At 61.4% G+C, this 24,821-nt stretch carries 27 protein-coding genes and 1 pseudogene; 17 read left to right on the top strand and 11 right to left on the bottom strand.

The window, feature by feature from the left end; all coding sequences use genetic code 11:
- Positions 1-126: 126 nt before the first annotated feature.
- The 6 genes from AC0ZT5_RS24720 to AC0ZT5_RS24695 all read left to right on the top strand — a co-directional run bounded on the left by AC0ZT5_RS24720 (position 127) and on the right by AC0ZT5_RS24695 (position 5,223).
- A complete protein-coding gene (locus AC0ZT5_RS24720) occupies positions 127-513 on the top strand; it encodes a DUF302 domain-containing protein (RefSeq protein ID WP_436261611.1) in 387 nt (128 codons plus the stop codon).
- A gap of 32 nt (positions 514-545) precedes the next feature.
- Positions 546-2,399, top strand: coding sequence for a heavy metal translocating P-type ATPase (locus AC0ZT5_RS24715; RefSeq protein WP_488498568.1), 1,854 nt, complete (start codon positions 546-548; stop codon positions 2,397-2,399).
- A 28-nt stretch (positions 2,400-2,427) separates the two neighbouring features.
- Complete coding sequence (trxC, locus tag AC0ZT5_RS24710) at positions 2,428-2,877, top strand: thioredoxin TrxC (RefSeq protein ID WP_488498669.1); 450 nt, start codon at positions 2,428-2,430, stop codon at positions 2,875-2,877.
- Between the two features lie 12 nt (positions 2,878-2,889).
- Complete coding sequence (locus AC0ZT5_RS24705) at positions 2,890-4,143, top strand: MgtC/SapB family protein (RefSeq protein WP_488498567.1); 1,254 nt, start codon at positions 2,890-2,892, stop codon at positions 4,141-4,143.
- Positions 4,144-4,228: 85 nt separating this feature from the next.
- Positions 4,229-4,615 (top strand): hypothetical protein, encoded by a 387-nt coding sequence (locus AC0ZT5_RS24700; RefSeq protein ID WP_488498566.1) that lies wholly within the window; start codon positions 4,229-4,231, stop codon positions 4,613-4,615.
- A 35-nt stretch (positions 4,616-4,650) separates the two neighbouring features.
- Positions 4,651-5,223 carry an NAD(P)H-dependent oxidoreductase gene (locus AC0ZT5_RS24695; protein ID WP_488498565.1) on the top strand — a complete coding sequence of 191 codons (573 nt, stop codon included), beginning with the start codon at positions 4,651-4,653 and terminating at the stop codon, positions 5,221-5,223.
- 144 nt (positions 5,224-5,367) lie between these two features.
- Here AC0ZT5_RS24695 and AC0ZT5_RS24690 read toward each other — a convergent pair whose 3' ends face one another.
- Complete coding sequence (locus AC0ZT5_RS24690) at positions 5,368-5,814, bottom strand: sulfocyanin-like copper-binding protein (protein ID WP_488498564.1); 447 nt, start codon at positions 5,812-5,814, stop codon at positions 5,368-5,370.
- Here AC0ZT5_RS24690 and AC0ZT5_RS24685 point away from each other — a divergent pair.
- The 6 genes from AC0ZT5_RS24685 (at position 5,813) to AC0ZT5_RS24660 (ending at position 10,125) form a co-directional block, all read left to right on the top strand.
- Positions 5,813-6,016, top strand: a complete 204-nt coding sequence (locus tag AC0ZT5_RS24685) for a hypothetical protein (RefSeq protein ID WP_488498563.1) — start codon at positions 5,813-5,815, stop codon at positions 6,014-6,016. The genes AC0ZT5_RS24690 and AC0ZT5_RS24685 overlap by 2 nt on opposite strands.
- A gap of 105 nt (positions 6,017-6,121) precedes the next feature.
- Complete coding sequence (locus AC0ZT5_RS24680; protein ID WP_477249671.1) at positions 6,122-6,400, top strand: PepSY domain-containing protein; 279 nt, start codon at positions 6,122-6,124, stop codon at positions 6,398-6,400.
- Positions 6,378-6,974 carry a cytochrome b/b6 domain-containing protein gene (locus AC0ZT5_RS24675; protein WP_488498562.1) on the top strand — a complete coding sequence of 199 codons (597 nt, stop codon included), beginning with the start codon at positions 6,378-6,380 and terminating at the stop codon, positions 6,972-6,974. The genes AC0ZT5_RS24680 and AC0ZT5_RS24675 overlap by 23 nt, the downstream gene beginning before the upstream one ends.
- Positions 6,975-7,678: 704 nt before the next feature.
- A complete protein-coding gene (locus AC0ZT5_RS24670; protein WP_488498561.1) occupies positions 7,679-8,881 on the top strand; it encodes an NRAMP family divalent metal transporter in 1,203 nt (400 codons plus the stop codon).
- Positions 8,882-9,073: 192 nt separating this feature from the next.
- Positions 9,074-9,613, top strand: coding sequence for a flavodoxin domain-containing protein (locus AC0ZT5_RS24665; protein ID WP_488498560.1), 540 nt, complete (start codon positions 9,074-9,076; stop codon positions 9,611-9,613).
- A 62-nt stretch (positions 9,614-9,675) separates the two neighbouring features.
- Positions 9,676-10,125, top strand: a complete 450-nt coding sequence (locus AC0ZT5_RS24660; RefSeq protein ID WP_488498559.1) for a pyridoxamine 5'-phosphate oxidase family protein — start codon at positions 9,676-9,678, stop codon at positions 10,123-10,125.
- A gap of 358 nt (positions 10,126-10,483) precedes the next feature.
- On the opposite strand, the gene AC0ZT5_RS24655 is transcribed toward AC0ZT5_RS24660, so the two are convergent.
- Positions 10,484-11,467 carry a zinc-dependent alcohol dehydrogenase family protein gene (locus AC0ZT5_RS24655; RefSeq protein WP_488498558.1) on the bottom strand — a complete coding sequence of 328 codons (984 nt, stop codon included), beginning with the start codon at positions 11,465-11,467 and terminating at the stop codon, positions 10,484-10,486.
- A gap of 72 nt (positions 11,468-11,539) precedes the next feature.
- Positions 11,540-12,187, bottom strand: a complete 648-nt coding sequence (locus AC0ZT5_RS24650) for a BON domain-containing protein (protein ID WP_488498557.1) — start codon at positions 12,185-12,187, stop codon at positions 11,540-11,542.
- A gap of 219 nt (positions 12,188-12,406) precedes the next feature.
- Here AC0ZT5_RS24650 and arcD point away from each other — a divergent pair, with 219 nt between their 5' ends.
- From arcD to AC0ZT5_RS24625, 5 genes are all read left to right on the top strand, one after another.
- Entirely contained in the window at positions 12,407-13,873 is a 1,467-nt protein-coding gene (gene arcD / locus AC0ZT5_RS24645) for an arginine-ornithine antiporter (RefSeq protein ID WP_488498556.1), read from the top strand.
- Between the two features lie 12 nt (positions 13,874-13,885).
- Positions 13,886-15,100 (top strand): arginine deiminase, encoded by a 1,215-nt coding sequence (locus tag AC0ZT5_RS24640; protein WP_488498555.1) that lies wholly within the window; start codon positions 13,886-13,888, stop codon positions 15,098-15,100.
- Positions 15,101-15,116: 16 nt separating this feature from the next.
- Complete coding sequence (gene argF / locus AC0ZT5_RS24635) at positions 15,117-16,118, top strand: ornithine carbamoyltransferase (RefSeq protein WP_488498554.1); 1,002 nt, start codon at positions 15,117-15,119, stop codon at positions 16,116-16,118.
- Position 16,119: 1 nt separating this feature from the next.
- The gene (arcC, locus tag AC0ZT5_RS24630; RefSeq protein ID WP_488498553.1) at positions 16,120-17,040 is read left to right on the top strand and encodes a carbamate kinase; all 921 of its coding nucleotides are present in this window, start codon (positions 16,120-16,122) and stop codon (positions 17,038-17,040) included.
- A 105-nt stretch (positions 17,041-17,145) separates the two neighbouring features.
- Positions 17,146-17,967 (top strand): universal stress protein, encoded by an 822-nt coding sequence (locus AC0ZT5_RS24625; protein ID WP_488498552.1) that lies wholly within the window; start codon positions 17,146-17,148, stop codon positions 17,965-17,967.
- A gap of 35 nt (positions 17,968-18,002) precedes the next feature.
- Here AC0ZT5_RS24625 and AC0ZT5_RS24620 read toward each other — a convergent pair whose 3' ends face one another.
- The 8 genes and pseudogenes from AC0ZT5_RS24620 to AC0ZT5_RS24585 form a co-directional block, all read right to left on the bottom strand.
- On the bottom strand, positions 18,003-19,406 hold the full coding sequence (locus tag AC0ZT5_RS24620; RefSeq protein WP_488498551.1) for a protein kinase domain-containing protein: 1,404 nt from the start codon (positions 19,404-19,406) through the stop codon (positions 18,003-18,005).
- A 19-nt stretch (positions 19,407-19,425) separates the two neighbouring features.
- On the bottom strand, positions 19,426-20,166 hold the full coding sequence (locus tag AC0ZT5_RS24615; protein WP_488498550.1) for a metallophosphoesterase family protein: 741 nt from the start codon (positions 20,164-20,166) through the stop codon (positions 19,426-19,428).
- A 121-nt stretch (positions 20,167-20,287) separates the two neighbouring features.
- Entirely contained in the window at positions 20,288-20,707 is a 420-nt protein-coding gene (locus AC0ZT5_RS24610; protein ID WP_488498549.1) for a hypothetical protein, read from the bottom strand.
- Between the two features lie 125 nt (positions 20,708-20,832).
- Positions 20,833-21,165, bottom strand: a complete 333-nt coding sequence (locus AC0ZT5_RS24605; RefSeq protein WP_488498548.1) for a hypothetical protein — start codon at positions 21,163-21,165, stop codon at positions 20,833-20,835.
- A 515-nt stretch (positions 21,166-21,680) separates the two neighbouring features.
- Complete coding sequence (locus AC0ZT5_RS24600) at positions 21,681-22,028, bottom strand: antibiotic biosynthesis monooxygenase family protein (protein ID WP_488498547.1); 348 nt, start codon at positions 22,026-22,028, stop codon at positions 21,681-21,683.
- A 926-nt stretch (positions 22,029-22,954) separates the two neighbouring features.
- Complete coding sequence (locus tag AC0ZT5_RS24595; protein ID WP_488498546.1) at positions 22,955-23,194, bottom strand: hypothetical protein; 240 nt, start codon at positions 23,192-23,194, stop codon at positions 22,955-22,957.
- A 568-nt stretch (positions 23,195-23,762) separates the two neighbouring features.
- The gene (locus AC0ZT5_RS24590; protein ID WP_488498545.1) at positions 23,763-24,644 is read right to left on the bottom strand and encodes a PfkB family carbohydrate kinase; all 882 of its coding nucleotides are present in this window, start codon (positions 24,642-24,644) and stop codon (positions 23,763-23,765) included.
- Positions 24,641-24,821 (bottom strand): annotated as a pseudogene (locus tag AC0ZT5_RS24585) (MurR/RpiR family transcriptional regulator); the annotation flags it as partial. The pseudogene AC0ZT5_RS24585 and the gene AC0ZT5_RS24590, both read right to left, overlap by 4 nt.

Here is a 24,821-nt window from a genome sequence, read left to right as displayed (position 1 = left end):
TCGTCAGTCGATCTTGCCCGTTCGTTGCGTTGGATCAAAGCGTTCTCCGGTTATCGCGATTAGCTCTTGCGCAAGGTCGCTCGCAAAGTGGCGACGAGCTACAGCGATCAACGATTGGAGAGTCGGATGAGTTACTATTTCAGCAAGATCGTCGCCATGCCGTTCACAGCGGCGATCGACCACGTGACCGACAAGCTCGCAAGCAAGGGGTTTGGCGTTCTGACCTCGATCGATGTCCAGCAGACCATGAAAGCCAAGCTTGGCGCAGATTTCAGGCCCTATGTGATCCTGGGCGCGTGCAATCCGCATTTCGCATGGCGGGCGCTTCAGGCCGAAGACAAGATCGGAACCATGCTGCCCTGCAATGTCATCGTCACGGAGGTCGGACCGGGAAAGGTGGAGGTCGCAGCGGTGGATCCGGTCGCTTCAATGGGCGCTATCGGCAATCGCGAGCTTGCGCAGGTCGCGAATGATGTGCGGCGACTGCTCGAGGAGATGGTCCGCGAACTCTAGGGCCAGGGGCCATCAAGGTTGAGGGACATCGGATGAACGAGTCCAACCTGCGGCGCGCATTGCTGGTCATCGCCATCCTGGGCCTCGCCGTTGGGATCGGAGTGTGGCGAACGGGGCTCGGCCCTCTTGAGGCCGACACGATCTGGGCGATAGCGACCTTGCCCGTGGTGGCGGCTCTCGCCCTCTCCATTCTGCGTGATTTCTGGATCGGCCGCTTCGGCGTCGATGCGATTGCCTTGGTATCGATGTCCGCCGCGCTCCTGCTTGGGCAACCTCTGGCGGCCGTGGTGGTTGCGATCATGTATGCCGGCGGCACGGTGCTTGAGGATTTCGCCCGCGGCCGCGCGGAACGGAACCTGAAGGCATTGACCGACCGGTCCCCGCGTGTCGCCCATCGAACGTCAAAGCTGGGGACCGAGACCATCTCCGTCGAAGACGTCGCCGTCGGCGACGAGCTTCTTGTCCAGGCCGGGGAACTGCTCCCCGTCGATGGGATCCTGCTCGATGCTTCGGCCTCGCTCGACGAGTCGGCGGTGACCGGTGAGCCGCTGCCGGAACGGCGGACAGCGGGCGATATGCTGCGCAGCGGCACCATCAATGCGGGCGAGCCCTTCAGCATGCAGGCTTCTGCCTCGGCAGAGCAGAGCACCTATGCCGCGATCGTACGCATGGTGGCTGCGGCGCAGACGGCGAAATCCCCGTTCATCCGTATGGCCGACCGCTTCGCCCTGTTCCTGCTGCCAGCCACTTTGCTGGTTTCCGGTGCCGCCTGGTACATCTCCGGCGATCCAATCCGGGCGCTGGCCGTGCTGGTGGTCGCGACACCTTGCCCGCTCATCCTTGCGGCACCGGTTGCCTTCATCGGCGGCGTGTCCCGCGCCGCGCGCGCCGGCATCCTGATGAAAGGCAGCGCGGCTCTGGAGGCCCTTGCGCAAGTCCGAACCGCGATCTTCGACAAGACGGGGACCTTGACCATCGGCGGCGCCGAGCTCATCGAAATCGAAGCCGCACCCGGCCGTGACGCGAACCATTTGCTGCGGCTCTTGGCTTCCCTGGAACAGGCCTCGCACCACGTGCTCGCCGACTCGATCATCCGGGCGGCGCGCGGCAGACAGCTGATGCTTTCGCATCCGCGTGATGTCCGCGAGCATCGCGGCGCAGGCCTGAAGGGCAAGGTCGACAACATGTCGATCGCGGCGGGATCGCGGGCTCTCGTGCTCGCCGACAAGCCGCTGCCCGGCTGGGCGAAAGTCGGCGAAGAAAAATACCGGGACGAGCCGGTGCTCAGGGTTTTTGTAACCCTCGGCGGACGGCTTGCCGGTGTTTTCACGTTCGGCGATGCCCTGCGTGTTGATGCGCATGATGCACTCGGCAAGCTGCGCTCAGCCGGCATTGCGCGCGTGATTATGCTCACAGGCGACGACGGCGTGGCGGCCAAGCGCATCTCCGCCCGGCTCGACCTCGACGCCATTGTCGCCGATGCGACCCCTGCCGAAAAAGTCGCGACGGTCGAATCCGAGAAAGCCTTGGCGCCGACGATGATGGTCGGGGACGGCATCAACGACGCCCCCGCCCTGGCGGCCGCGACGGTCGGTGTCGCCATGGGCGCACGTGGTGCCACCGCCTCCTCCGAGGCGGCTGACGTCATCGTGCTGACCGACAGGCTGCAGCCCGTGGCCGATGCGGTTCGGATCGCGCGGCGAACGCGGTCGATCGCCTTGCAAAGCATCATCGCCGGTCTGGCGCTATCGGGGCTGGCAATGGTTGCCGCGGCCATGGGCCTGATCACTCCGGTTGCCGGAGCGCTACTGCAGGAAGGGATTGACGTAGCGGTTATCCTGAACGCGTTGCGCACCCTTGGCGATGGACATCTGTGGCGCGCATAGTGGTCGAGAGCAAGATCGGTAAATGACCATGGCACAGCAGAATCTGGTGGTTTGCAGCAAATGTGGTGGGGTCAACCGCCTGCCACTGGGCCGCAATGCCATAGAGGCGAAATGCGGAAAGTGCGGGAACCGGCTGTTTTCGGGGCATCCCGAAGATGTCGATGCCGCGATCTTCGATAATCAGATCGCGCGCAGCAGCCTGCCCGTTGTCGTCGACATCTGGGCACCGTGGTGTGGCCCCTGCAAAATGATGGCGCCGGCCTATGAAGCAGCAGCAAGTGAGCTCGAGCCGCATGTCCGCCTGATCAAACTCAATTCCGACAATGAGCAGGCTGTTGCTGCCAGGCTCGGCATTCGCAGCATCCCGACCATGATCCTCTTTCATGGCAGGCGCGAAATCGCGCGCACATCCGGCGCACTGACGGCAGGCCAGATCGTCAGGTGGATTCGCGACCGCCTGCCGACGGTCGCTGCCTGAAAGTTGCCGCCAATGGAACCGCTCATCGCCCGGTTGGGACTGGCCCTTGCAATAGGTCTTCTCGTCGGTTTGGAGCGCGGCTGGCAGGAGCGGGATGCACCCGATCGCAGTCGCACGGCCGGCATCCGGACATTCGGCATATCCGGCTTGCTCGGCGGCGTGCTCGCCGCACTCGCCGATGCGCTCGGCGCGGTATCCGTACTGGTCGGCGGCTTCATCGCCTTTGCGGCAATCTTCGCCTGGTACAAGGCGCGCGAGGCTGTCCATGATGAGGATTTCAGTGTCACGAGCGTGATCGCGGGCCTGGGCGTTTTTGCCCTTGGCGCGCTTTCCGTCGCAGGCGATTATCGGGCTGCTGCTGCCGGTGGGGCGGCATTGGCGGCAATCCTGGCCAGCCGCGAGGTCCTGCACGGTCTTTTGAAGCGACTGACCTGGGTCGAACTCCGTTCGGCGCTGATCCTGGCGGTGATGACGGCGATCGTCTTGCCCCTGCTGCCAAACCGGACGATGGACCCGTGGGGCGGTTTCAATCCTTGGGAAGTTTGGTTCCTGATGGTGCTGATGGCCTCTATTTCGTTCGCCGGCTACGTGGCTGTTCGCATTCTGGGAAATACCCGTGGTCTGCTGGTCAGTTCGCTCACCGGTGCGATCGTCTCTTCGACGGCGGTGACCCTGGCGCTTGCCCGCAATGCCGCATCGGCAAGCAATCCGCTGCCGCTCGCTGGGGCGGCATCCCTGGCTGCAATGGTTTCGGTGCTCCGCGTCTGCACCGTGGTTTCGATCGTCGAGCCAAGCGTGCTCGCATCGGTCGCCATTCCGGCGATTGCCGCAGCGCTCGCCTTCGCTGTCTGCGGCGCGTTGCTGATGACTCGCGACAGCGGGGACGGTGAAGGCAGCGCTATCGCGCGCAATCCATTCGAACTGGGCCCGCTGCTGCTCTTCGCCTTGCTCTTTGCGATCGTCGCGACCGGGAGTGCCGGGCTGGCCGCTCAATTCGGTGGGCGCGGTCTGTTGGCGAGTTCGGCGCTGGCCGGCGCATTCGATGTCGATGTCTCGGTGCTTGGGGCGCTGCGCCTGGTCAAGCATTCCGTGCCTGTCGAGACCGTGGGCCAGGCCGTGCTCGCGGCGCTGGCAGCAAACGCGATCGGTCGCCTGTCGCTTGCAGTATTTGCCGGTCCGGTCTGGTTCTGGTTGCCACTGGCCGTCACAACCCTGATCGCCGCGACCATGGGCATCTGCGCCCTCCTGTTGCTCGGTCCTGGATAGAAGTGTTGTTCTCGAGCCTTCTTTGATGCGGATCAAGGGCCAGGTCCCGCCACCGCTCTATGAAACTCCGTGAAAGGAGTTCGCCATGACCAGTTTGAAGGACCTCACCCCGAAATTCCGCAATGTCCGGCTGCTGCTCGCGCGTGAAAAGGGCCACCCGGAAGGCGACCGTGAAGAAGGCTACGACGTGCTGGCTCCATTGACCGGCGAAGGCCGGATCGATGCGGAAGAGTGGAAGTCGCACAGGGCCTCTTGCCGTGTTCGTCGCTTTCGCACCGGCGAGGAGGATCTGATCGGCCGGCTGAGGCGCAAGCCCGGTGGACAGTGGTATTTCGACTATGCCGAAGGTGATCGCGACGACGAGATCGGCTTCCATCTCGGCGACGAACGGTTTGTGACCGGTGAGTACCTGTCGATCGAGCGCAACGGCGCCATGCACACCTACCAGGTGGCAAGGGTCGAGCGCCCCTGACGCGGCAACGCCACGCTCGCTGGGAGTAGACCACCATGTCGCGACGCATCCTGATTGTGGTCGGCCATCCCGACCCGTCCCCGGACCGGCTCTGCCGCGGTCTTGCCAACGCCTATGGCGAGGACGCGGAAAAGGCGGGGCACGCAGTCCGGCGGGTCGATCTGGCAGCGCTTGATTTTCCGATGCTGCGGACGATGCAGGAGTTCGAACATGGTACGGTTCCCGACGAGCTGAGGGATGCAGCCGAGGCGATCGTGTGGGCCGAGCACATCGTCTTCGTCTTTCCGCTGTGGCTCGGAACCATGCCGGCTCTGCTCAAGGCATTCCTGGAACAGGTGATGCGGCCAGGGACGGCTTTCGCCTACCCGGACAAGGGCGGCGGCTTCACCAGGACGCTGCTTCGCGGCCGCTCGGCGCGCGTCGTGGTGACGATGGGCATGCCTTCCGTTGTCTATCGGCTATGGTTCCTCGGACACGGCATTGCCGGCATGAAGCGAAGCATTCTGCATTTTGTCGGCATCAGCCCGGTGCGCGACGACGCGACCCGCGCGAAGTGGATCAGCCAGATGCGTGAATTGGGTGAACGGGCCAGGCAGCGCTCGTTGTGAATTTAAATCGCGGCACGTATCTCGTGTTGACCTTGCCTTCAAGGGTTACCTTGCTATTGTGCGGCAGCCAAAGCGACAAGACTGGCGATCCCGGCAAGCTTGCCGAGACTGCGACAGTTCTAAGCAGGGAGCCTAGTTCAGGGCCTATGGATCGACGGTGAATTCAGCCCACATGCCCGCCCCATAGTGACCTGGCACGTTGCAGATAAGCAGGTATTGTCCAGCCTTCAGATCGACGGTCAATGTGCCTGATTTGCCGGGATCGAGTTCCGACACCTCGCCCTTATCTCCGGACTTGTCTTCGTCGACCCGGTTCTCGGCCTCAAGGTAAGGAAGCAGCTTGCCGGGCGCGGCAAGGTACATCACGATCATCTCGTGAATGGTGTCCTTGGAGTCATTCTTCACTTTGAATGTGACCTCGCCGGCCTTCACCGCACCCGGGGAAGCCTTGATCCCCATGGTCGCCTTGGCGAGATCAATGCCCGGCGCCGCATAAGCGAGACCCATCGGCATCTCCGTACTCGCGCCCTTGTCCCACAGGGAGACCTGGACAATCGCAGCAGCCTTGACGGCGCCGGCACTGCCGGCCATGAGCATTGCGGCAGCAAGCCCGAGCGCAACTCTCCTCAATAGGGTTTTCATGGCGATCTCCTTCAGGACAGCAGCAGAAGTGCTCTACATCCTGGCCGTCATCCTGCTCGCCGCGTCACCCGCCGTCCTTGCGCCAGATCAAACCGACCGGCGCGAGCCCATCGGCGGCGCCAATGTAGCTGTCAGCCAGTTGTCAGGTTGAATTGGCTATGTCGCACCAATGACGGTGAAATATCCGTCTGACACGACCGATCGAAATCCCAGCCGCAGGCGCAACATCCGCGCCCAACCCCCGAATGGAGCCATCATGTATCGCACACTCGTTCTCGCCACCCTCGCCGGCATGGTTGCAGGACCGGCGTTCGCCGCCGGCGGCAGCTGCAGCACCGCCCCGAAATCACAGTTCAAGCCCAAGGCAACGCTCGAGGCGCAGTTGACTGGCGAGGGACTTACCGTCCGCCAGATCAAGGTCGAGAAGGGTTGCTACGAAGTCTATGCGGTCGACAAGGCCGGCAAGAAGGTGAACCTGGCCTACAATGCCGAGACCCTTGAAAAGCTCGACAATGCCGAAGCCGGCGAAAATTGATCCGAACGGTTCGATAGTCATGGACGCGCGGTCATCGCCAGAGATGGTGCGCGTCTGGGACCTGGTCGTGCGAAGTTTTCACTGGGCGCTGGTGCTCAGCTTCGTCACGGCCTGGCTGACCTCGCATTCCTCCGAGGACATCCATCATTGGGCTGGCTACGCCGCGGCGGCGCTGGTCGCGATGCGGCTGTTGTGGGGCGTTCTGGGCACCCCCTATGCGCGCTTCTCGCAATTCGTGCGTGATCCGGCAACAGTGCTGCGCTACCTCTCAGCATTGCTGAGCGGTCGCGAAGCCCGCTACATCGGCCATAATCCGGCCGGCGGCGCAATGGTGATCGCCTTGATTGGGGCGATGGGATTAACCGCGATGACCGGATGGCTGATGACGACGGACGCTTATTTCGGCGTCTCGTGGGTAGAGACGGCACACAGCCTCGTCGCGCACGGCCTGCTCCTGCTGGTCCTCTTCCATATGGGCGGCGTCGCGCTGGCAAGCTTTCGCCATCGCGAAAACCTGGTCCGGGCCATGATCACCGGGCGAAAACGCAAAGCCGAGCCCACGGACATAGCCTGACGATCTGTCAAGGCACCAAGCGATCCGCGCGCCCTCGACGATCTCGGGGGCGCAAGTCGGTCGCCATTCGTTCGGCGGCGGCGAAAGCCATCCATGCGACATCTGGCGAGTGGATCGGACACAAGCTCGATAAGCGAGCGCTTTTCCCGGGCTCCCAGGAACCCCAAACTTGCCATTTGCCGCTCGCAGACGGATTTGACCGGTATCAAGGCAGCTAGTGCTGATTTCTTGTCTATTGCCTCCCGGTGCGCGAGACCCTGATCGGCATGGTCGCCGGCGCCAGCGATGCGACCCGCGCGAAGTGGATCCGCCAGGTGCGCAAGCTTGGTGAGCGAGCGCTGTAGGGTCCAAATCAATCGGTGGACTGTCGCAAATGGCCGAGATGGTGTTGAAAGCTGCAGTTCGTTCCGTCGATCGCAACGAGCGACGAGCGCCAGCCGTGTCACTTCGCGGATGTACCCCCTAAGGTCCGTTCATCAACAAACTGCGGACGTTGCGAACGTGGTTCCATCACGCACAACAGCCTGCCATTCGACATGAGGAGTACATAAGAACCCACGTCCAATGTATCAGTGCATTGCCAGTGTTTTCATTGTTTGGACGCAACCAGCGACAGGTTACATCGAACCAAATGCGAACTGAAACGACGCCGGGCGGGACGCGTTGCGGCGAGAGAGCGGACTGAGATGGAGCATCAATCATCAATGTTGCCCGATGACTCGCCGCGTCGGCGCACCAGCTTCTTGCGCACGTTGGGACCCGGTCTCATCACCGGCGCGGCAGACGATGACCCCAGCGGCATCGCCACTTACAGCCAGGTGGGCGCGCAATTCGGCTACGCGCTCGGCTGGACAATACCGTTCAGCTACCCCCTCCTGGTCGTGATCCAGGGGATCAGTGCGGGCATCGGCGCCGTGACCGGTCAAGGCATCGCGCAGAACCTGAGGCGACACTATCCGCCTTGGGTGATGCGTTTTGCCGTTCTCCTGTTGCTCGTCGCCAACTTCATCAACATCGGCGCTGATCTGGCGGCGATGGGAGCCGCATTTAAGCTTCTCGTCGGTGGGTCTCAGTTCCTCTACGCCGCAGCCTTCGGACTGCTCTGCACCGGCCTTGAGATCTTCATTGCCTACAAGCGCTATGTGACCATCCTGAAGTGGCTAACCCTCTCCCTGTTTGCTTACGTCGCGGTGGTGCTGGCTGTGGACGTGCCGTGGGCCGCAGCGCTGCGCGGCGCACTCATTCCGCAATTCGCCTTGGATCACGACCATGCCATGGCCCTAGTGGCTGTTCTCGGCACAACGATCAGCCCTTACCTCTTCTTCTGGCAAGCCGGTGAGGAAGTGGAGGAGCTGCATCGTCGCCACCTTGTACGGCTCAGTACTCATCCGCGTACGGCGGGTGCCGAGCTCGCCCGCATTCGAACAGATACGCTTTTCGGCATGGCATTCTCCCATCTCATCGCTTTGTTCATCATCATCGCCACCGCAGCCACCCTCCACGCCAACGGTACTGCGCAGATTGAGACTTCAGCGCAGGCGGCAGAGGCGCTCCGGCCGATTGCCGGCGAAGTCACCTTCGCGGTTTTCGCCGCCGGCATCATCGGCACCGGCATGCTGGCCGTCCCGGTGCTTGCCGGCTCGGCTGCCTATGCCGTCGCCGAGATGTTCCGCTGGCCCGAGGGGCTGGATCGACCGCCCCGTGAGGCCAAGGCGTTCTATGCAACGATTATCGCAGCAACCCTCGGCAGTGTTGTCGTCAGCTTTACCGCACTCGATCCAATCCGCGCGCTCTACTGGACAGCGGTCATCAATGGCATACTTGCGGTCCCACTGATGGCAATCATGGTGATGATGGCCAGTAGCCCGCGCGTCATGGGAAGGCTGTCGGATGGCTTGCGGTGCTGATCATGGCTCTGGCCACGATCGGGTTCTTCGTGCTCTAGGCACCCAGGTCGCAGCGAAAAGCGGTTCGTGAAGCCTGTTCCATGGTGCTATAATGCGGTCAATTGCTGCTGCGAAGCATTGAGGTACCGGCATGCCGGGTTGGCTCGTATCAACCGTCCCTACGAATGTCTCGTCCGCTATCGGAGGGACATCGTGAACGTCCTGATTGTCTATGGAACGACCGAAGGGCAGACGGAGAAGATTTCAGCACGGGCGGCAACGCGTATTCGCGAGCGCGGGCACCAGGTCGAGCTGCTGGATAGCACAGCGCTCGCATCCGATTTGAAGCTCGGACACTTCGACGCGTTCGTCATTGCCGCGTCGGTCCACCAGGAGCACCACCAGGAAACCGTCACGAACTTCGTATTTGCGCATCATGAGGCGCTGAGCACCAGGCCCTCGGCCCTCATATCCGTCAGTCTGTCGGCGGCGCTGGAAGACCAGAAGACGGAGGCTCAAAAGTATGTGGATCGCTTCGTCTCCGTGACAGGGTGGCAACCACGCATGACCCTTCTTCTCGGGGGCGCATTGCGCTTCACCAAGTACGATTACTTTCAGGAGCAGTTCGTCAAATTCGTCGTCATGAAGAGCGGCGGCCCGAGCCCCGAGCGCGATCACGAATTCACTGACTGGAACGCACTCGCCGACTTCGCCGATCGATTTCTCGAGACGGCCAAACAAGGAGGTGCCTAAGTCCGGCGCAGCCTGCATCGAGATGCACAAAGTGAAGCTGGCCCTTTCACCTGGGGAGTCCCGTGACCGTCACTGAGATGACCGCCCAAGAATGCAGGATGCACCTGGCCGACAGCAGGGTCGGGCACCTCGCGTGCTTAAGGGACGGGATGCCGTACGTCGTGCCGATCAGCTTCGTTTACGAGAACAGCCACATCTACAGCTTCTCCCTGATCGGCCAGAAGGTCCGGGCGATGCGCGAACATCCTCAGGTCTGCTTCGAAGTCGACGAGATTGCCAACCCTCGCAGCTGGTGGAGTGTCGTTGCTTTCGGCCTCTACGAAGAACTGGCCGAAGCGGGCCCGCGGCAGAATGAGCGCGACCATGCCTGGTCGCTGTTGCAGAAAGCGCGCCCCAACTGGTGGGAGCCTGGCAGCGAGACACCTCACTCCGAGGACAAGGTGGCCAGTCCGCCTCACCTCTTCTTCCGCATCAACATCGAGAAGATCACTGGCCGTCGTGCCCTCGTCTGACCGGCCCCAGTCTAGCTATGATCGCGCAGGCGGAACCTCGGCAATACGGCAAAGTCACACGTCGGGGAGGCGACTGCGCTTTTGAGCGAGTCCAACGGGAGCCGGGGATCATTCGTGAACATCCGTCAACGGCTCTCCCTTGTGTTCGACCTCTTAGTGCGGCACGCATGGGCTGCTGGCCATAATGTTGGCCGCACTGACCGAGACCGCAGCACGTCAAGATTGCCAAGTCTTCCGCAGCCCGGTGCGCGAGACCTTGTTCGGCTGGTCGCTGCCGTCAGCGATGCGACCCGCGCGAACTGGATCCGGCAAATGCCCAGACTGGGACAACAGGCCAGATAAGGCTGGCGCATGCCGATCACGGCACCAGGACGGCTGCGCCGTTCAATCTCCCTTCCCTCAGATCTCCCAACGCCTCGTTGGCCCTTTCCAGCGGATAGACCTTCGTATGCGTGCGCACCTGCGCGCGTCTCGCAATGGGAAAGAACTCTTCCGCGTCGCGGCGCGTCAGGTTTGCGACCGACACCAGTTCGCGCTCTTCCCAGAGCAATTCGTAGGCCATCGCCGGAATGTCACTCATGTGAATGCCGCCGCAAACCACCCGGCCACCCTTGCGGACGGCACCAAGCGCGATCGGCACCAGGTCACCCACAGGAGCGAAGATGATTGCGGCATCGAGGTGCTTGGGCGGTGATTCATCCGACCCACCTGCCCAGGTCGCACCGAGCGAGCGTGCGAATACCTGTGCTTGCTCGTCACCCGGCCGAGCGAAAGCGAAGATCTCACGACCCTGCCAGGAGGCGATCTGGGCGACGATGTGTGCGGCGGCGCCGAAACCATAGAGTCCGAGCCGCTTGCCGTCCCCCGCCTTCTTCAGGCATCGCCAGCCGATCAGGCCAGCGCAAAGCAACGGCGCCAGGGGTACGGGGTCGGCCTCCGGGTCCAGATCGAAGGCGAAACGCGCATCAGCTATGACATGGCTTGCGAAGCCGCCGTCGCGCGTATAGCCCGTGAAGTCTGGCTGATCGCAGAGATTTTCATTCTCTGCGACACAGTAAGGACAATGCCCGCAGGTGTGTCCAAGCCAGGGCACGCCAACGCGGTGTCCGATCCTGGAACGCGCCACGCCCTTGCCGACAGAATCGATGATACCGACGATTTCGTGACCCGGAATGAGCGGCAGTTTTGGATGACGCAGGTCACCATCAATGACATGGAGATCGGTCCGACAGACAGCGCATGCCTCGACTTTCAACCTGATCTCACCCGGCCCAGCTATGGGATCGGGCATGTCAACCAGTTTCAAGGGCATGTCGACGCTTTCGAGCATCATCGCTCTCATGACAACTCCCGCGTTATCCGCAAGGAACAAGGGGAGCAGGTCATGCTCGCTTCCCTTTGACGTTTCGACGCATCACGCGATTGTAAGGTGGTCTTCCACCACGCGTACGCCAGGCACAGCCCAGGCGGCGCGCTCTGTCGTGCGACGTTCGGCCCAGCTGTTGACCTTGCCTTTCAGGGTTACCTTGCCGTCGGACACGCTGACTTCTATCGCTTTCGACTCGACTTCCGCGCTGCGCTTCAAGGCGTCTTCGATGCGCTTTTTCACATCCGACGCCGTCGCATGCGGCAGCACCTCGATGCTGTTGTGTACCCCGAGAACGCCAGCCAGATATCGGATCGCGGCGAACGCTGCGGATCTCTGATACTGCCACTCCACCTTGCCGGTGAGTGTCACCCAGCCGTTCTGGACCCTGACCTGTACCGCTCCGTCGGGGACGACGGTATTCCAGCTGATCGAGTGTAGGGCGCGTTTGGCGATCTCGTCGTCGGCCGTCAGATTGCTGCCGACAGGCCGCACTTCGATCTCCTGCGCGATACCCTTCACACCTTTGACGCGGCGTACCACCTCCTCCGTGGCTGCCTTCTGCGCATAGGTCGATACATGGCCGGTCAGCGTGACCACGCCGTTGTCGACCGTAACTCCTATATTGGCCGCGTCGATGCTCGGCTGGAACTCCAGTTCATCGATGATGTCCTGCCTCAAGATATTATTGTTCATGATTGCACCTCTGCTTGGGAGCGGGCCGCGCTCGCTCGGTTGAAGGTCCGATTATGGAGAGGTGCGTTGGGAGGGCGTTGATGAGGATCAAATGGTCGGGTGGGTGACCTAAATTTGCAGCTTTGGAAATCAACCTTTCGTTTGACCGGCATCAAAGCTGACAGATCTGTCCTCCTGTTCACTGCCTCCCATCAGAGCCTTCAAATCTGGGAGAGCATCATGACTACGGCTGATTTCAACATCCCTGTACCGAAAGTCGCGACCGCCGCGCCAACGAAACTTCGACTGGGTTCCCTGACCGCATTGGTGATCGGTTCCATGGTCGGCTCCGGCGTGTTCAGCCTCCCGCAGAACATGGCGGCCGGTGCTGGTCCCCTCGCAATCCTGATTGGCTGGGCCATCACCGCGGTCGGCATGCTGGCGCTGGTTTTCGTCTATCAGTCGCTTGCTACCCGCAAGCCCGAGCTCGATGCCGGGCCCTATGCTTACGCCAAGGCCGGCTTCGGCCCCTTCATCGGCTTCAACAGCGCCTGGGGCTACTGGATCAGCGCCTGGGTCGGCAACGTTTCCTACGCAGTGATCGTGTTCAGCGCCCTGTCCTATTTCTTTCCGGCTTTTGGCGATGGAAACACCTGGCAGGCGGTGCTCGGCGCATCGATCCTGCTGTGGCTGATCCACGTCCTGGTTCTCGCCGGCATCCGGCAGGCCGCTGTTGTGAACCTCATCGTCACGGTTGCAAAGATTGCTCCGATCGTCCTGTTCGTCGGGGTTGTTGCCGTCGCCTTCAAATTGCAGGTCTGGTCGCTCGACTTCAACGGTCTGGGCAACGCCAGTCTCGGCTCGATCACCGCGCAGGTAAAAAGCACGATGCTGGTGACGCTGTGGGTGTTCATCGGCATCGAGGGGGCCAGCGTCTTCTCCGGCCGTGCCGAGCGCCGCAAGGACATCGCCACGGCGACGGTTCTCGGCTTCTTCACCTGTCTCGCGCTCTACGCCCTGGTGTCGCTGCTGTCGCTCGGGATCCTGAACCAGCCCGAACTCGCCGCGCTGAAGAACCCCTCGATGGCCGGTGTGCTTGAGGCGGTGGTCGGCCCCTGGGGCGCTATCCTCATCAACATCGCGCTCGTGGTGTCGGTGGTTGGCGCCTTCCTCAGTTGGACGCTGCTTGCGGCCGAAATTCCGCATGCCGCCGCCAAGGACGGCACCATGCCGAAATTCTTCGGCCGCGAAAGCGAACGCGGCGTGCCCTCGATCTCGCTTCTAATCACCAATCTGCTCGTCCAGGCCTTCCTGGTGATCACGCTTTTCGCGCAGAGCACGTATCAGGCATTGTTCTACATTGCGTCGGCCGCAATCCTGGTTCCTTACATCTTTTCCGGAGCCTACGCGGCCAAGCTTGCGCTGACCGGCGAGAGCTACGAGGGTGGCGAGCAGCGCGTCGGGCCGCTTTTTGCCGGATTGCTGGCAACGGTCTACGGGCTGTGGCTCGTCTATGCCGCCGGGCCGGCGTACCTGTTCATGTGCGCGATCCTCTATGCGCCCGGCATCATCTTCTACGTCTGGGCGCGCCGCGAATCCAATCAGCGCGTGTTCCATCCTGTTGAAGCGGCACTTGCCGTAGCCCTCGTCGCCGTCGCCACCCTCGCCGTTTACGAGATGTGGACCGGCGCCGTTAGCCCGCTTTGAAGGATTGGTTCGATGACGAAGCTGGGTGTTCATTCCGAAGTCGGTCGTCTGCGCGAGGTCATGGTCCACCGTCCTGACCTAAGCCTGCGCAGGCTGACACCGGAAAACTGCAAGGCGCTGCTCTTCGACGACGTGTTGTGGGTCAAGCGGGCCCGCCAGGAACACGATGTCTTCGTCGATGCGCTGCGCGAACGCGGCGTGCTGGTGCATTCCTTCGGGGAACTCCTGGCTCAGACAATGAGCCTGGCCGAGGCCCGCGACTGGCTTCTCGACCGCCGGGTTCATCCCGGAGTCGTCGGGCTCGACATGGTCGACGAGTTGCGCGGCTGGCTCAACGAGATGCCGTCAGAGCTGCTTTCGTCTTACCTTGTCGGGGGCATTGCCAGGGCGGAGCTTCCTTTCGAGCCGAAAGGCCTGACCGGAAGGACGCTCGCCCCCCAGGATTTCGTGCTGCCGCCACTGCCAAACCAGCTGTTCACCCGCGACAGTTCCTGCTGGATCTACGGGTCGGTCTCCGTCAATTCGATGTACTGGCCCGCCAGACGCCCGGAAGCGGCCAATGTCGAAGCCGTCTACCGTTTCCATCCCCGCTTTCGCGACAGCGGTATTCCTTTCGTGTCGCCAGACCTGGGCACAGGCACCAGCCTTGAAGGCGGCGATGTCATGCCGATCGGGGATGGAACGGTCCTCGTCGGCATGGGCGAGCGCACCACCCCGCAAGCCGTGGGCGACCTCGCGCGCAACCTGTTTGCCGCCGGCGAGGCGACGCGCGTGATTGCCGCGTTGATGCCGCGGGACCGCAGTTTCATGCATCTCGACACCGTCTTCACCTTCTGCGATCGCGACCTCGTCACCTTGTATCCGCCGGTGGTCGACCGGCTGCGCACCTTCTCGCTGCGGCCGTGCGATGGAGAGGCGGTGGTCGAGGTCACCGATGAGGCAAAACCGTTCACGGCTGTGGTTGCCGAAGCCCTTGGACTGAAATCGCTGCGGATCATTGCCACCGGTGGCGACCGCTACGAAGCCGAGCGCGAACAATGGGATGACGGCAACAATGTCGTGGCGGTCGAGCCCGGCGTGGTCATCGGCTACGACCGTAACGTCTACACCAACACGCTGCTGCGCCGTGCCGGAATTGAAGTGATCACGGTCGAGGGCGCCGAACTTAGCCGCGGCCGTGGCGGCGGTCACTGCATGACCTGTCCCATCGTCCGCGACCCGATTTGACCGAAAGGAAATCCCGATGTCGATCAATCTCCACGGTCGCTCCGTGCTCACGCTGGACGATCTCACGGCCGACGAGATCCGATTTCTTCTGAAACTGTCCGCCGACCTCAAGGCCGCCAAGCTCGCCGGACATGAGATCCCGCGTCTTGTCAGAAAGAACATCGCTCTGATCTTCGAAAAGGATTCGACGCGCACACGCACCGGGTTCGAAGTAGCGGCCTATGACCAGGGCGCTCACGTCACTTATTTCGGCCCTACCGGCAGCCATATCGGCCACAAGGAATCCATGAAGGACACGGCCCGCGTGCTCGGCCGAATGTATGACGCAATCGAATATCGCGGCTTTGGCCAACACCAGGGCGAACTGCTTGCCGCGCATGCCGGCGTGCCCGTCTACAACGGTCTCACCGACGAGGCGCATCCGACGCAGATTCTCGCCGACCTCATGACCATGCGTGAATTCACGCACAAGCATCTCTCGGACATGACCGTCACGTTCGTCGGTGAGGGTCGGGACAATGTCGCGCTGTCGCTGGCACTCGGAGCTGCCAAGGTTGGCATCGACATGCGCATCGCTTCACCGAAGGAGCTTTGGCCGGACGAGGAATTCTGCGCCCATATCCGGGACCTGGCGCAGCGTAGCGGCGGCCGCTTCCGGCTCGACGAGGACGTGACGGGGTGCGTGCAGGATGCTGATTTCATCTACACCGACGTATGGATGTCGATGGGCGAGGACAAATCGGGCTGGGCCGAGCGTATTCGTCTTTTGACACCCTACCGCATCACCAGGGAGGTGATGGCGGCCGCAGGCAACCCTCATGTCAAATTCATGCATTGCCTGCCGGCGTTCCACGACACCGATACCGAGATTGGCGCCTTCATCGCGAAGGAGTACGGCATCGACTGCATGGAGGTCACCGACGAGGTGTTCGAGTCTGGGGCTTCGATCGTCTTCGACCAGGCCGAAAACCGCATGCACACGATCAAGGCCCTGCTCGTCGCCACGATCGGTAACTGAGATGCTTATTGTCGTTGCGCTCGGCGGAAACGCACTCTTGCGCCGTGGAGAACCGATGACGGCCGGGAACCAGCGCGTCAACATCGTGCGCGCTGCGTCCGTGCTGGCCAAACTCGTCAGCGAAGGGCATTCGATTGTAGTCACACACGGCAACGGTCCGCAGGTGGGACTTCTGGCCCTGCAGGCAGCGGCAACCTCGGATGGCCGCACTTTTCCACTCGACGTGCTTGGCGCCGAGAGCGCAGGGATGATCGGCTACGTCATTGAGCAGGAGCTCGGCAACCTCCTCAAGGACAGGCTTTTCGCGACCCTGCTGACACAGGTGAAGGTCGATCCGCGCGATCCGGCTTTCGCTCACCCGACGAAGCCGATCGGCCCGGTCTACGATGAGGCAACCGCACATAGGCTTGCCAGCGAGCGCGACTGGTATATAGCGCCCGATGGCGACAAATGGCGCCGCGTCGTGCCTTCGCCCAAGCCGCTGGTGATCCTGGAAGCTTCAGTGATCTCGTTCCTCGTCGAGCGCGGCGTGATCGTCATCTGCACCGGCGGCGGCGGTGTTCCAGTGATAGCCCGGGATGATGGCAGTCTTTGCGGCGTGGAGGCCGTCATCGACAAGGATCTGGCAAGCTCGCTTCTTGCGCGTCAATTGAAGGCCGACATGCTGCTGATGCTCACCGATGTCGATGCGGTCTATGTCGACTACGGAACAGCTGGCGCTCGCGCGCTCCGGCGGGTGACTCCTAAGGAGATATCCGGACGGGACTTTCCGGCAGGATCGATGGGGCCGAAGGTTAGCGCTGCAATCGAGTTCACTGAAGCAACAGGCAGATTTGCAGCCATCGGCAGGCTCGAAGACGCTGTTGAAATTGTCAGGGGTGAACTCGGTACCTGGTTCCAGGCCAGCGCTCCCTGCCCATGACGATGACGGTCGCGCCGCCGCGGCAGGCGGAGCGGCTGGCGATCACGACGTTCCCTGATCGGACCTCAAATGACCATGCGACAAGCAGCTTCGGAGGCATCAAAAATGATCTTCAAAACCATTATTGTTCAGCTGGACGTCGATTCTCCGGCGGCTCCGCGCACGCTCTATGCCCAGGAATTGGCGCAACGGTTCGATGCCATGCTGATCGGTTTCGCCGCGGCGGATGCCTATGTGTTTGTTTCGGGAGACAATGGCGCCGCTGCAGCGGCGGAGATAATGCGTCAACGCAGGGCGGAAATCGAGGATCGCCTAAAGATCATGCGGGAAGAATTCCTCCGCATTGTCGGGGACAGGGCTTGCTGGCGCGAGGATATCGGAGACCCGACAGGTCTGCTCGCGATGCATGCCCGCGCCGCCGACCTCATCGTCACAGGAGCGCCGGCAAAGGGCGTCGCCAGCGATCGCCACCGTGTCGTCGATGCCGGTAGTTTGGTGCTTTCGGCGGGCCGGCCGGTACTGATTGCGGCCGAAAACCTTGCTCCGCTCAACCCAAAGAATGTTCTTGTCGCCTGGAAGGACACGCGCGAGGCACGGCGCGCAGTCAGCGATGCATTGCCCTTCTTGACAGGCGCACAACATGTGCTCGTGGCGACGATCGAGGAACAAGACCAGAGAAACGCGCGCGAAAGTGCCGGAGACGTTGTTCGGTTTCTGGCGAGGCATGGGATCAAGGCAAGATCGGAGGTTATAGGCGTCGGCAATGCAGACCCCTGCGAAGCCGTTGCCGAACTCGCCCGTGCGATGGATGCAGGACTTGTGGTTGCGGGCGGCTATGGCCACAGCCGGATCGGGGAATGGGCCTTCGGAGGCATGACACGCTCCCTGCTGAAACAGGAAGCAAGCAATCGACTGCTATCAAACTGAGGACGGCGGCCCGGCGGATCCTTGCACGCCGAGGCTCACCGACGCCCTTGTTCCTCGACTGCCTTCAATCGGACCACCGAAACCGAGCAAAGCGCCTCCGCTACCACCTTGGTCGAAACGCTACCTAGGTGCCGGCGAATGGCGGAAGACGCACGTGCCCCGACAACGATGTGTCCGACGTCATTGTGCTGTGCATAGTTGAGGATCGCATCGGCGGGGCTGACCGCCTCCAGCACATGATAGCTGATGCGGTCTTCCGGCATATGCAGTGGATGGGCCCAATCCTTGAGAGCTACGAGCCGCTTCAAATAGACCAAGCGCCCTGTTTCGTCGGTCGCCGGCGTCTCGCCGATGATTTCGGTCTTCAGGACCGTCACGCAGGCCAGCCACGAATCCTCACGCGAGGCCAGCACGCGGGCGGTTTCGTTGCGAACCTCGCCCGCCAGCGCATCGCTGCCGTTGGCCAGGTCGACTGTGGCAAGAACGATCGACGGTCCCGCCTGTGTCCTTGTCGAACTCGGCCTGCCCACGAGCGACCTGTCATCCTTCTTGCGAAACAGGCTGGTGATCGCAGCCCACATCCCCTCGTCCCGGGGCTTGCGCTTGGCAACGACCACCTGGTCGGGGCTCCTCAGATCGGACAGGATGTGTGACGCCTCAGTGTATCGCTGAGACCTGTCAACTTCCATACATTTCAGAATGATGGCTTCCAGCCATCGCGGTATGGCGTCGTTGATATCCCGCGGCAACCTGGGCGCATGATAGAGCCTGCGCTTCATTCCCGCCAAAGTCGCCGGCCGCCCGAACGGCTCCTCACCCGTAGCCAGCTGATAGAGGATACACCCCAGCGCGAACAGGTCACTTGCGCGATCGGATCTTTCGCCGAGCACCTGTTCGGGCGAAATATAGGCGGCTGTGCCCATCGGCACTGAGCTTTCCGCGCCGAGAAGATCGGGAAGCTGTGCATGGCGGGCAAGTCCGAAGTCGAGCAAGACCGCGCCACGCTTGGTGAGCATGATATTTTCGGGCTTCAGATCGAGATGTACGACCTTCTGCCGGTGCAGGGCGGCGAGCGCCGTTGCGATCTCGGTGCCGATCCTTGCTACCTCGTCCGCAGGCAGTGGCGCGTTGCCGACTGTATCTGCAAGACCGGTGCCGACCACGAACTCCATGGCTATGTAGGGAACGTGCGCAAGGCTGCCGGATGCCGCGAAACGCGGCACATGTGGCCCCGACAGGCGTTTCAGGATCATCTCCTCCGCCTCGAAACCGAGGATGACGGAAACATCCTCGCCCGGGTCGAGAAAAGGGATCTTCAGCACAAGCGGAAAATCGTACCGCGGGTTGGTCGCCCGCCAAAGCGAGGCCATGCCGCTGGAAGGGAGCTTTTCGACCAGCTCGAAACCATCAATGACTGCGCCTGCCTCAAACCGTCGCATCAATAGGTCTCCTTGAAGCCTAGCGACCGATCTTCAGCCGCATGCCGAGCCACCCAGGCAGGCCGGCCGCGTGGATCTTGCGGGTTGTTTCTTCGTGATCATAGGGAACACGAACCATCGTGGCCTCGTGTCGCTTCGTGTCAACAAGAACAAAGCACGCCGCAGGGTTGCCATCGCGCGGTTGGCCGACCGCCCCAGCAATTACCACGTGCCGCCGCAGCTCGAACAAAGGCGCTGCCACATTGTCCAGTGGCTGAAAATGTATCGGTCGGCGGTCCGGCAACGCGTAGTAGATGGCGGGAATGTGGGTGTGGCCGCAGAAAACAAAGCTGGCTTCACTTGCCGACAGGCAGCGTTCAGCTGCGTCCACGTCGCGTATGTAGAGCCATTTACCCGGTCGTTCCGCACTGGCGTGGACATAGAACCGGCTTTCAGACTGTAGCGAAAACGGTAGTCGCGCCAGGAAATCCACATGTGCCGGCGCGAGCCGTTCGCGGGTCCACTGGATGGCGAACCGCGCATTCTCAGTCATGTCGCGCCGGTTCAGCACGACTGCTTCGTCGTGGTTGCCCAGAATGCATAGCGCGCCTTGCGCCGTCAGATCAGCAGCCCTCTCGATCACGTGGATGGGGTCAGGACCGTAGCCAACCAGATCGCCGAGCAAGACCAACTCGTCTGGAGCGTCGTCGTGAACAGCCTCCAGGACCGCGTCGAAAGCCTCACGATTGGCATGGATATCAGACAGGATTGCAATGCGCATTCAACGTCATCCCGGGCCTAAGCAAAACATAGTACGGCGCATACCGCGAGTGATTTGATTCTGCTCAAGACCCACGCGCGCAATCACCGGCGGGCCCCGACTCAGCTGCCAACCGTCACGATCACGTCCGCAGCGGCATATGTGGCGGCGGCGCCGCTTTGAAGCTAAGGCAGCAAGCGGTCGTATTGGCGCCGGCGTCGTATCGAGGCGTTTCATTCGTCTGTATGACCGTTCCCCAAATTGCATCGACGGCCATCCAAAAGGCAATGAGGCCAGCCATCATTGATCTGGTCAACCTGGCGCTGAAGCATGGATTGATGCGTATCAAAGCCGGCCTTGCGCATGCGAGCAAGGCGGCAGCGGCGACTAGGTCGCGATACTCCGACGTCCAGTCGAGACCGCGGCGCGTGAAGATGCGGACGATATTGCCTTCCAGAACGATCTGCGACCGGTAGCCGTCGAACTTGACCTTATGAATCCAGCCGTCGCCCTCGGGAGGCTTTTCCAGCAGGGTCGGCATCAACGGCGGGATGAACTTCAAACGCATGAACTGTCTCGCAAGCCGCGATTCAATTAGCATGCGCTAAAATGGTTCCGGAACAATTTAGGCAAATTGAATGAGATGACCCGGCTCTCGCGATCGAGCAGCCGGGCCATAGGATAAGATCAGTAGTCGTTGTTGTTGTCGTCCTGCTGGATGATGACGTGGCGATGCCGATGCATCGGGCGGTCGACCGAGCCCGTGATGACGACCGCATCTCGGCCGCCGTGATGCCGGCGCTGCCAGGCGCGCTGGCCATTGTCGTAAAACGCCTGCTCGCCATGATGGCGGTGATGGAGACGATGTCCGTCCCGATAGATGACCATACCGTCGTTGTTGTTGTCGTTCCAGTGATGGCGATGATGTCGGTGGGTCTGGATGACGATGGCTTCGTCTGCTGAAGCCAAAGTAGGCGCGGCCAAGCAGAGTGCCAACGCGCTCAGGATCATGACTTTCATTTCGAATTCTCCAAAGAATGAGTTGCCCTTCGCGGGGTAAACATGTCGCGACCGCTTTGGTTCCGCTGCCACGGCGCGTCGCTCCTGGACAAAAAGCCCGCCACCTTGGGCAAAGGTGACGGGCTTCGAACTGCGGAAACGTGGCATTTAAAAATTAGTTGCATCTAATATGAATGCCCACCACCTTTCGGCAGCGGGCCAAGGGTCTGAAGTGCTGGGGACAAGCCAGCACAGGTAAATGAGCGGCCGAGGGGTTGGTTTCGCTCCCTGTTCACCGGTAAGTTACATCGGCAAACATATCTCACTCGCTCACCGCATGCTAAGCGAATGACAAGGACGCGGTGTGGTCGAACGGGTGGTGGGGGCATCACTCGGTCGATCCAGGCTCAGGTGGCTACCGCGTCCGAAAGCCCCTCCGCCACAGGCGGCGGTGGTTGCTTTGCTTACAAGTCTAGCAATCGCTCCAGAAAACTTGAGTACTTCTTGGCCAAGCTATCGAGCTCCTTGGGTAGCGCCTAGCCATACAATGCGCGCGAGTCCGCAGGTGCCTCTGTGCGGTTTTCCAAACTATAATCCCAAAGGACGCTGGTCGCCCGTATGTGATAGTCGCGGAGTATGCCGCCACGGCCCTTAGCCATAATAACGCGATGTTCTTCGAGATTGCGCCAGCACGCCAACGCAGCTTCGTCGCGCCAGAGTGAGAAGGACAGGTACTTTCCTGGCTCTGTGGAACTCTCAAACCGCTCTGCCGATATGAAGCCATCAACAGCTTCAAGTAGCGGGCGTATTTCCTTCGCCAACGCCTCGTATTCCGCGCGCCGCTCTGGGTAAGGCCACAATTCCGAGACGACAGCTATCACCATAGGGATACCCCGCTAGCATCGCCGGGAAAGCGTACTCCTTGCCAAGAGATTTGCGAGTCAAATCAAATGCCGCCCTGTCGAGGATCATATTCCTATTTTGCGCTCAGGTTTGTCGGCTGGGTAGCGCCTTCTGGACTTCCCCTTTGGACAAGTTGTACCCGATCCCGCCCCGTGCGTTGTCCGGGGATGCGGTTCACCGGGCCTGTGCCGTAAGCCTTTCGGGCGTCTAGCTCGACTAGGCACGGGAGGGACCATCCTTCTTCCGCCTGACCCGCATTCGCATCCGGTGGTCCTCGTGACTAGTCGTGCTCATCAGGAGCGACCTTGTCGGCTTGGGGTGGTGTCCCCCTTCTGAAAAGAGAAGGGCGAAACGATAGATCCTCGAGGGAACAGGTCGGTAGATCGCGCGCAAAAGTGCGTCCGCTGTGCGTTGGCCAAGTTCAAGCATGACGTTGTCGTATGTGTCGGAAATCCGGCAATTGGGGCAAGATAGGAGGTCGGAACCTTGCGGCTCACTGACACTGCTAAGGGGCACTCTGCACGAATTGCAGACAATCTTAGGACCGCTTTCGATCATCCGCCACGCCGCCCATGTTTTGAACAGCTAATGTGATCGACCTCTCCGCGAAAACAGTTCGGCAGTGATTTCGTCTCTGTCTCCACGATGGCTAGCGATCAAAGCCAGCGCTTCCTGGCGGCTGATGTTGCCGAGCTTCATGAGGTACGGAACCTCAAACGTTCTCTTCTTGAGACGCCATTCTGGCACGCGCCGTATTGCCCTTTTTCGGGCTGCTGTTGTTCCATCTTGACGCATCATTTTTCACTCCTCCCTGATATGATGATGCCGCCGCAAGTTCCGTGCCACGTCCCGCTTGGCCTGGTGTCGCCGATAGTCTTGGTTGCGCAGTTGCTAATATGCTCATAACTTAGGCAGCGCGGGGGACGATCCCAAAAAAACGCCCGATCCCGCAGTGGCCGGTGTGGCCGCCAGCATCCCAAAATAGCCCAGCCGCACCGGCCATTCCCCCGCTGGCGCGGTCCTTGAACTTGGTTTGGTTGCGCGATTGTCCAACGCAAAAGGCCCGCCACCGGGAAACGATGGCGGGAATGTCTGCGGTGGCTGCTCGGCGAGGGAAGCCGAGCAGGATCGGAAACTTCATGCTCATCGACAAGTTCCAGCCTCGCGCACAAAAAGCCCGCCACCTTTCAGCAGCGGGCCAGGGTCTGAAGTACGCGGGGGATCAAGCCAGCACAGGTAAACGAGCGGCGGAGGGGTTGCGGACCAGCATTTTGGTAGTGGGTTAGATTGAAATTCGAGCAGGCCAAAAAACCAAGCCAGCGCGACAGCCGCAACAATCCAGATCGCAAATGGCGGCAAGGCCGGCTTTGCTTGTCGGCTTTTCGCGCGGTGTTGCTTCGGCTCAGAACTCTACCACTGGCGGCACCAGCTTACGTTCAACAGCGTGCTGCCGATCATCGAGGCGGGCTGGACGGACACGGTCTTGCCCATGTCCCTAAGGACCTTGTTCGGCCATACATCGCCGATGGGCGCATGCGAGTAGTGCTAGCGGGCTGGTGCCCGCTCTTCCAAGGTACCATCTCTACCACCCGATTCGGCTGCAGTCCTCACCACCCTTTGTTCTTTGAGGCGCTTCTGCAAAGGGCTTGAGCCGCGCTGGTCACGCATGCCCGGCATGACGAGAGCGAATGCGCAGTGCCTCGGCGACCGCTGTCCTATTGGGGACTCTGGGGCGTCGCCGATACGTGACGTGCTGCGGCATGGTTCGCAGCATCGATAGAGGCCGAGAAGGAAAGATCGGTCGCCAAGCCTGCTGCCAATGTGCCAACGAAAACGTCCCCGGCACCATGCGTGCTTATCAGTTCTACGGGAAGTGCAAGTAGGCTAACCAATGCCTCACCACGCTTCACCCCAACCACGCCGTCGCCACCCGCGGTCACGATCACCGATGCGAACGACTTCGACAAGGCCTCCGCGGCCGAAGCAGCGTCAGCAAGGTTCGCGACGGGAACCCCGCACAACTGTTCGGCCTCGATAGCGTTGACAATTAGAACGTCGATTAGCTCCTTGAACTCGCCTTCCATTGGACGATAGGGCGCGGCGTTGACGCAGACGACAGTTCCAACAGCCCGTGCAGCGCGCGCAGCGGCGATATTGATGGCCTCAGGCATTTCATTCTGCAGGATCAGTACCCGTGCGCCTCGCCATATCTCTGTCTCCGTCACAGCGTCGGGATCGACCTTGAGGTTCGCGCCGGAGACGATCACCGCGCCGTAATCTCCTCCTGCATCTGAGATGGCGACGCTCATACCGGAGCCCGTATCGGCAAGGCGCGCAACTTTCGATATATCGACGTCACCGCGTTCCAGAGCGGCCAGCAGGAACCGGCCGAAATCGTCGTCGCCCACGGCGCCCACGAACCGGACCCTCGCTCCGGCCATGGCCGCTGCAACGGCCTGGTTGCCCCCCTTGCCACCAAATTTTGGCCGCCAGCCATAGCCGGTCACCGTCTCGCCCTTGCGCGGGCGATCGGGGGCGTCGATCATGATGTCGTAGTGAAGGCTGCCAACCACGGCGACGATGGGCTTGTCTGTCATGTCTGTCGCCGTTTGTTTGTGACCGCGCCCATAGTAGCTGCGAGATTTCTCTCCGCCGCCGCAAGATCGCGCTGGGCGACAGCCGCGAATACCGCGTCGAAGACCACGAGTTGGGCAATGCGGGCGGCTGCGTTCTCGCCAAGCAGCGGCGAGCCTTGCGCTGTCGAACACAGGACA

It is taken from the genome of Mesorhizobium sp. CNPSo 4670 (genome assembly GCF_057784235.1).
This window is presented reverse-complemented; position numbering and strand designations above follow the sequence as displayed.

Bases quoted from the DNA above. Each gene is read 5' to 3' on its own strand.
- trxC (WP_488498669.1), top strand. From the start codon at position 2,428: ATGGCACAGCAGAATCTGGTGGTTTGCAGCAAATGTGGTGGGGTCAAC.
- AC0ZT5_RS24650 (WP_488498557.1), bottom strand. From the start codon at position 12,187: ATGAACAATAATATCTTGAGGCAGGACATCATCGATGAACTGGAGTTC.
- AC0ZT5_RS24680 (WP_477249671.1), top strand. From the start codon at position 6,122: ATGTATCGCACACTCGTTCTCGCCACCCTCGCCGGCATGGTTGCAGGA.
- argF (WP_488498554.1), top strand. From the start codon at position 15,117: ATGTCGATCAATCTCCACGGTCGCTCCGTGCTCACGCTGGACGATCTC.
- AC0ZT5_RS24675 (WP_488498562.1), top strand. From the start codon at position 6,378: ATGCCGAAGCCGGCGAAAATTGATCCGAACGGTTCGATAGTCATGGAC.
- AC0ZT5_RS24625 (WP_488498552.1), top strand. From the start codon at position 17,146: ATGATCTTCAAAACCATTATTGTTCAGCTGGACGTCGATTCTCCGGCG.
- AC0ZT5_RS24620 (WP_488498551.1), bottom strand. From the start codon at position 19,406: ATGCGACGGTTTGAGGCAGGCGCAGTCATTGATGGTTTCGAGCTGGTC.
- AC0ZT5_RS24695 (WP_488498565.1), top strand. From the start codon at position 4,651: ATGTCGCGACGCATCCTGATTGTGGTCGGCCATCCCGACCCGTCCCCG.
- AC0ZT5_RS24640 (WP_488498555.1), top strand. From the start codon at position 13,886: ATGACGAAGCTGGGTGTTCATTCCGAAGTCGGTCGTCTGCGCGAGGTC.
- AC0ZT5_RS24595 (WP_488498546.1), bottom strand. From the start codon at position 23,194: ATGAGCATGAAGTTTCCGATCCTGCTCGGCTTCCCTCGCCGAGCAGCC.
- AC0ZT5_RS24715 (WP_488498568.1), top strand. From the start codon at position 546: ATGAACGAGTCCAACCTGCGGCGCGCATTGCTGGTCATCGCCATCCTG.
- AC0ZT5_RS24700 (WP_488498566.1), top strand. From the start codon at position 4,229: ATGACCAGTTTGAAGGACCTCACCCCGAAATTCCGCAATGTCCGGCTG.
- arcD (WP_488498556.1), top strand. From the start codon at position 12,407: ATGACTACGGCTGATTTCAACATCCCTGTACCGAAAGTCGCGACCGCC.
- AC0ZT5_RS24590 (WP_488498545.1), bottom strand. From the start codon at position 24,644: ATGACAGACAAGCCCATCGTCGCCGTGGTTGGCAGCCTTCACTACGAC.
- AC0ZT5_RS24685 (WP_488498563.1), top strand. From the start codon at position 5,813: ATGAGCATTGCGGCAGCAAGCCCGAGCGCAACTCTCCTCAATAGGGTT.
- AC0ZT5_RS24705 (WP_488498567.1), top strand. From the start codon at position 2,890: ATGGAACCGCTCATCGCCCGGTTGGGACTGGCCCTTGCAATAGGTCTT.
- AC0ZT5_RS24690 (WP_488498564.1), bottom strand. From the start codon at position 5,814: ATGGCCGGCAGTGCCGGCGCCGTCAAGGCTGCTGCGATTGTCCAGGTC.
- AC0ZT5_RS24615 (WP_488498550.1), bottom strand. From the start codon at position 20,166: ATGCGCATTGCAATCCTGTCTGATATCCATGCCAATCGTGAGGCTTTC.
- AC0ZT5_RS24600 (WP_488498547.1), bottom strand. From the start codon at position 22,028: ATGGTGATAGCTGTCGTCTCGGAATTGTGGCCTTACCCAGAGCGGCGC.
- AC0ZT5_RS24655 (WP_488498558.1), bottom strand. From the start codon at position 11,467: ATGAGAGCGATGATGCTCGAAAGCGTCGACATGCCCTTGAAACTGGTT.
- arcC (WP_488498553.1), top strand. From the start codon at position 16,120: ATGCTTATTGTCGTTGCGCTCGGCGGAAACGCACTCTTGCGCCGTGGA.
- AC0ZT5_RS24605 (WP_488498548.1), bottom strand. From the start codon at position 21,165: ATGAAAGTCATGATCCTGAGCGCGTTGGCACTCTGCTTGGCCGCGCCT.
- AC0ZT5_RS24670 (WP_488498561.1), top strand. From the start codon at position 7,679: ATGTTGCCCGATGACTCGCCGCGTCGGCGCACCAGCTTCTTGCGCACG.
- AC0ZT5_RS24720 (WP_436261611.1), top strand. From the start codon at position 127: ATGAGTTACTATTTCAGCAAGATCGTCGCCATGCCGTTCACAGCGGCG.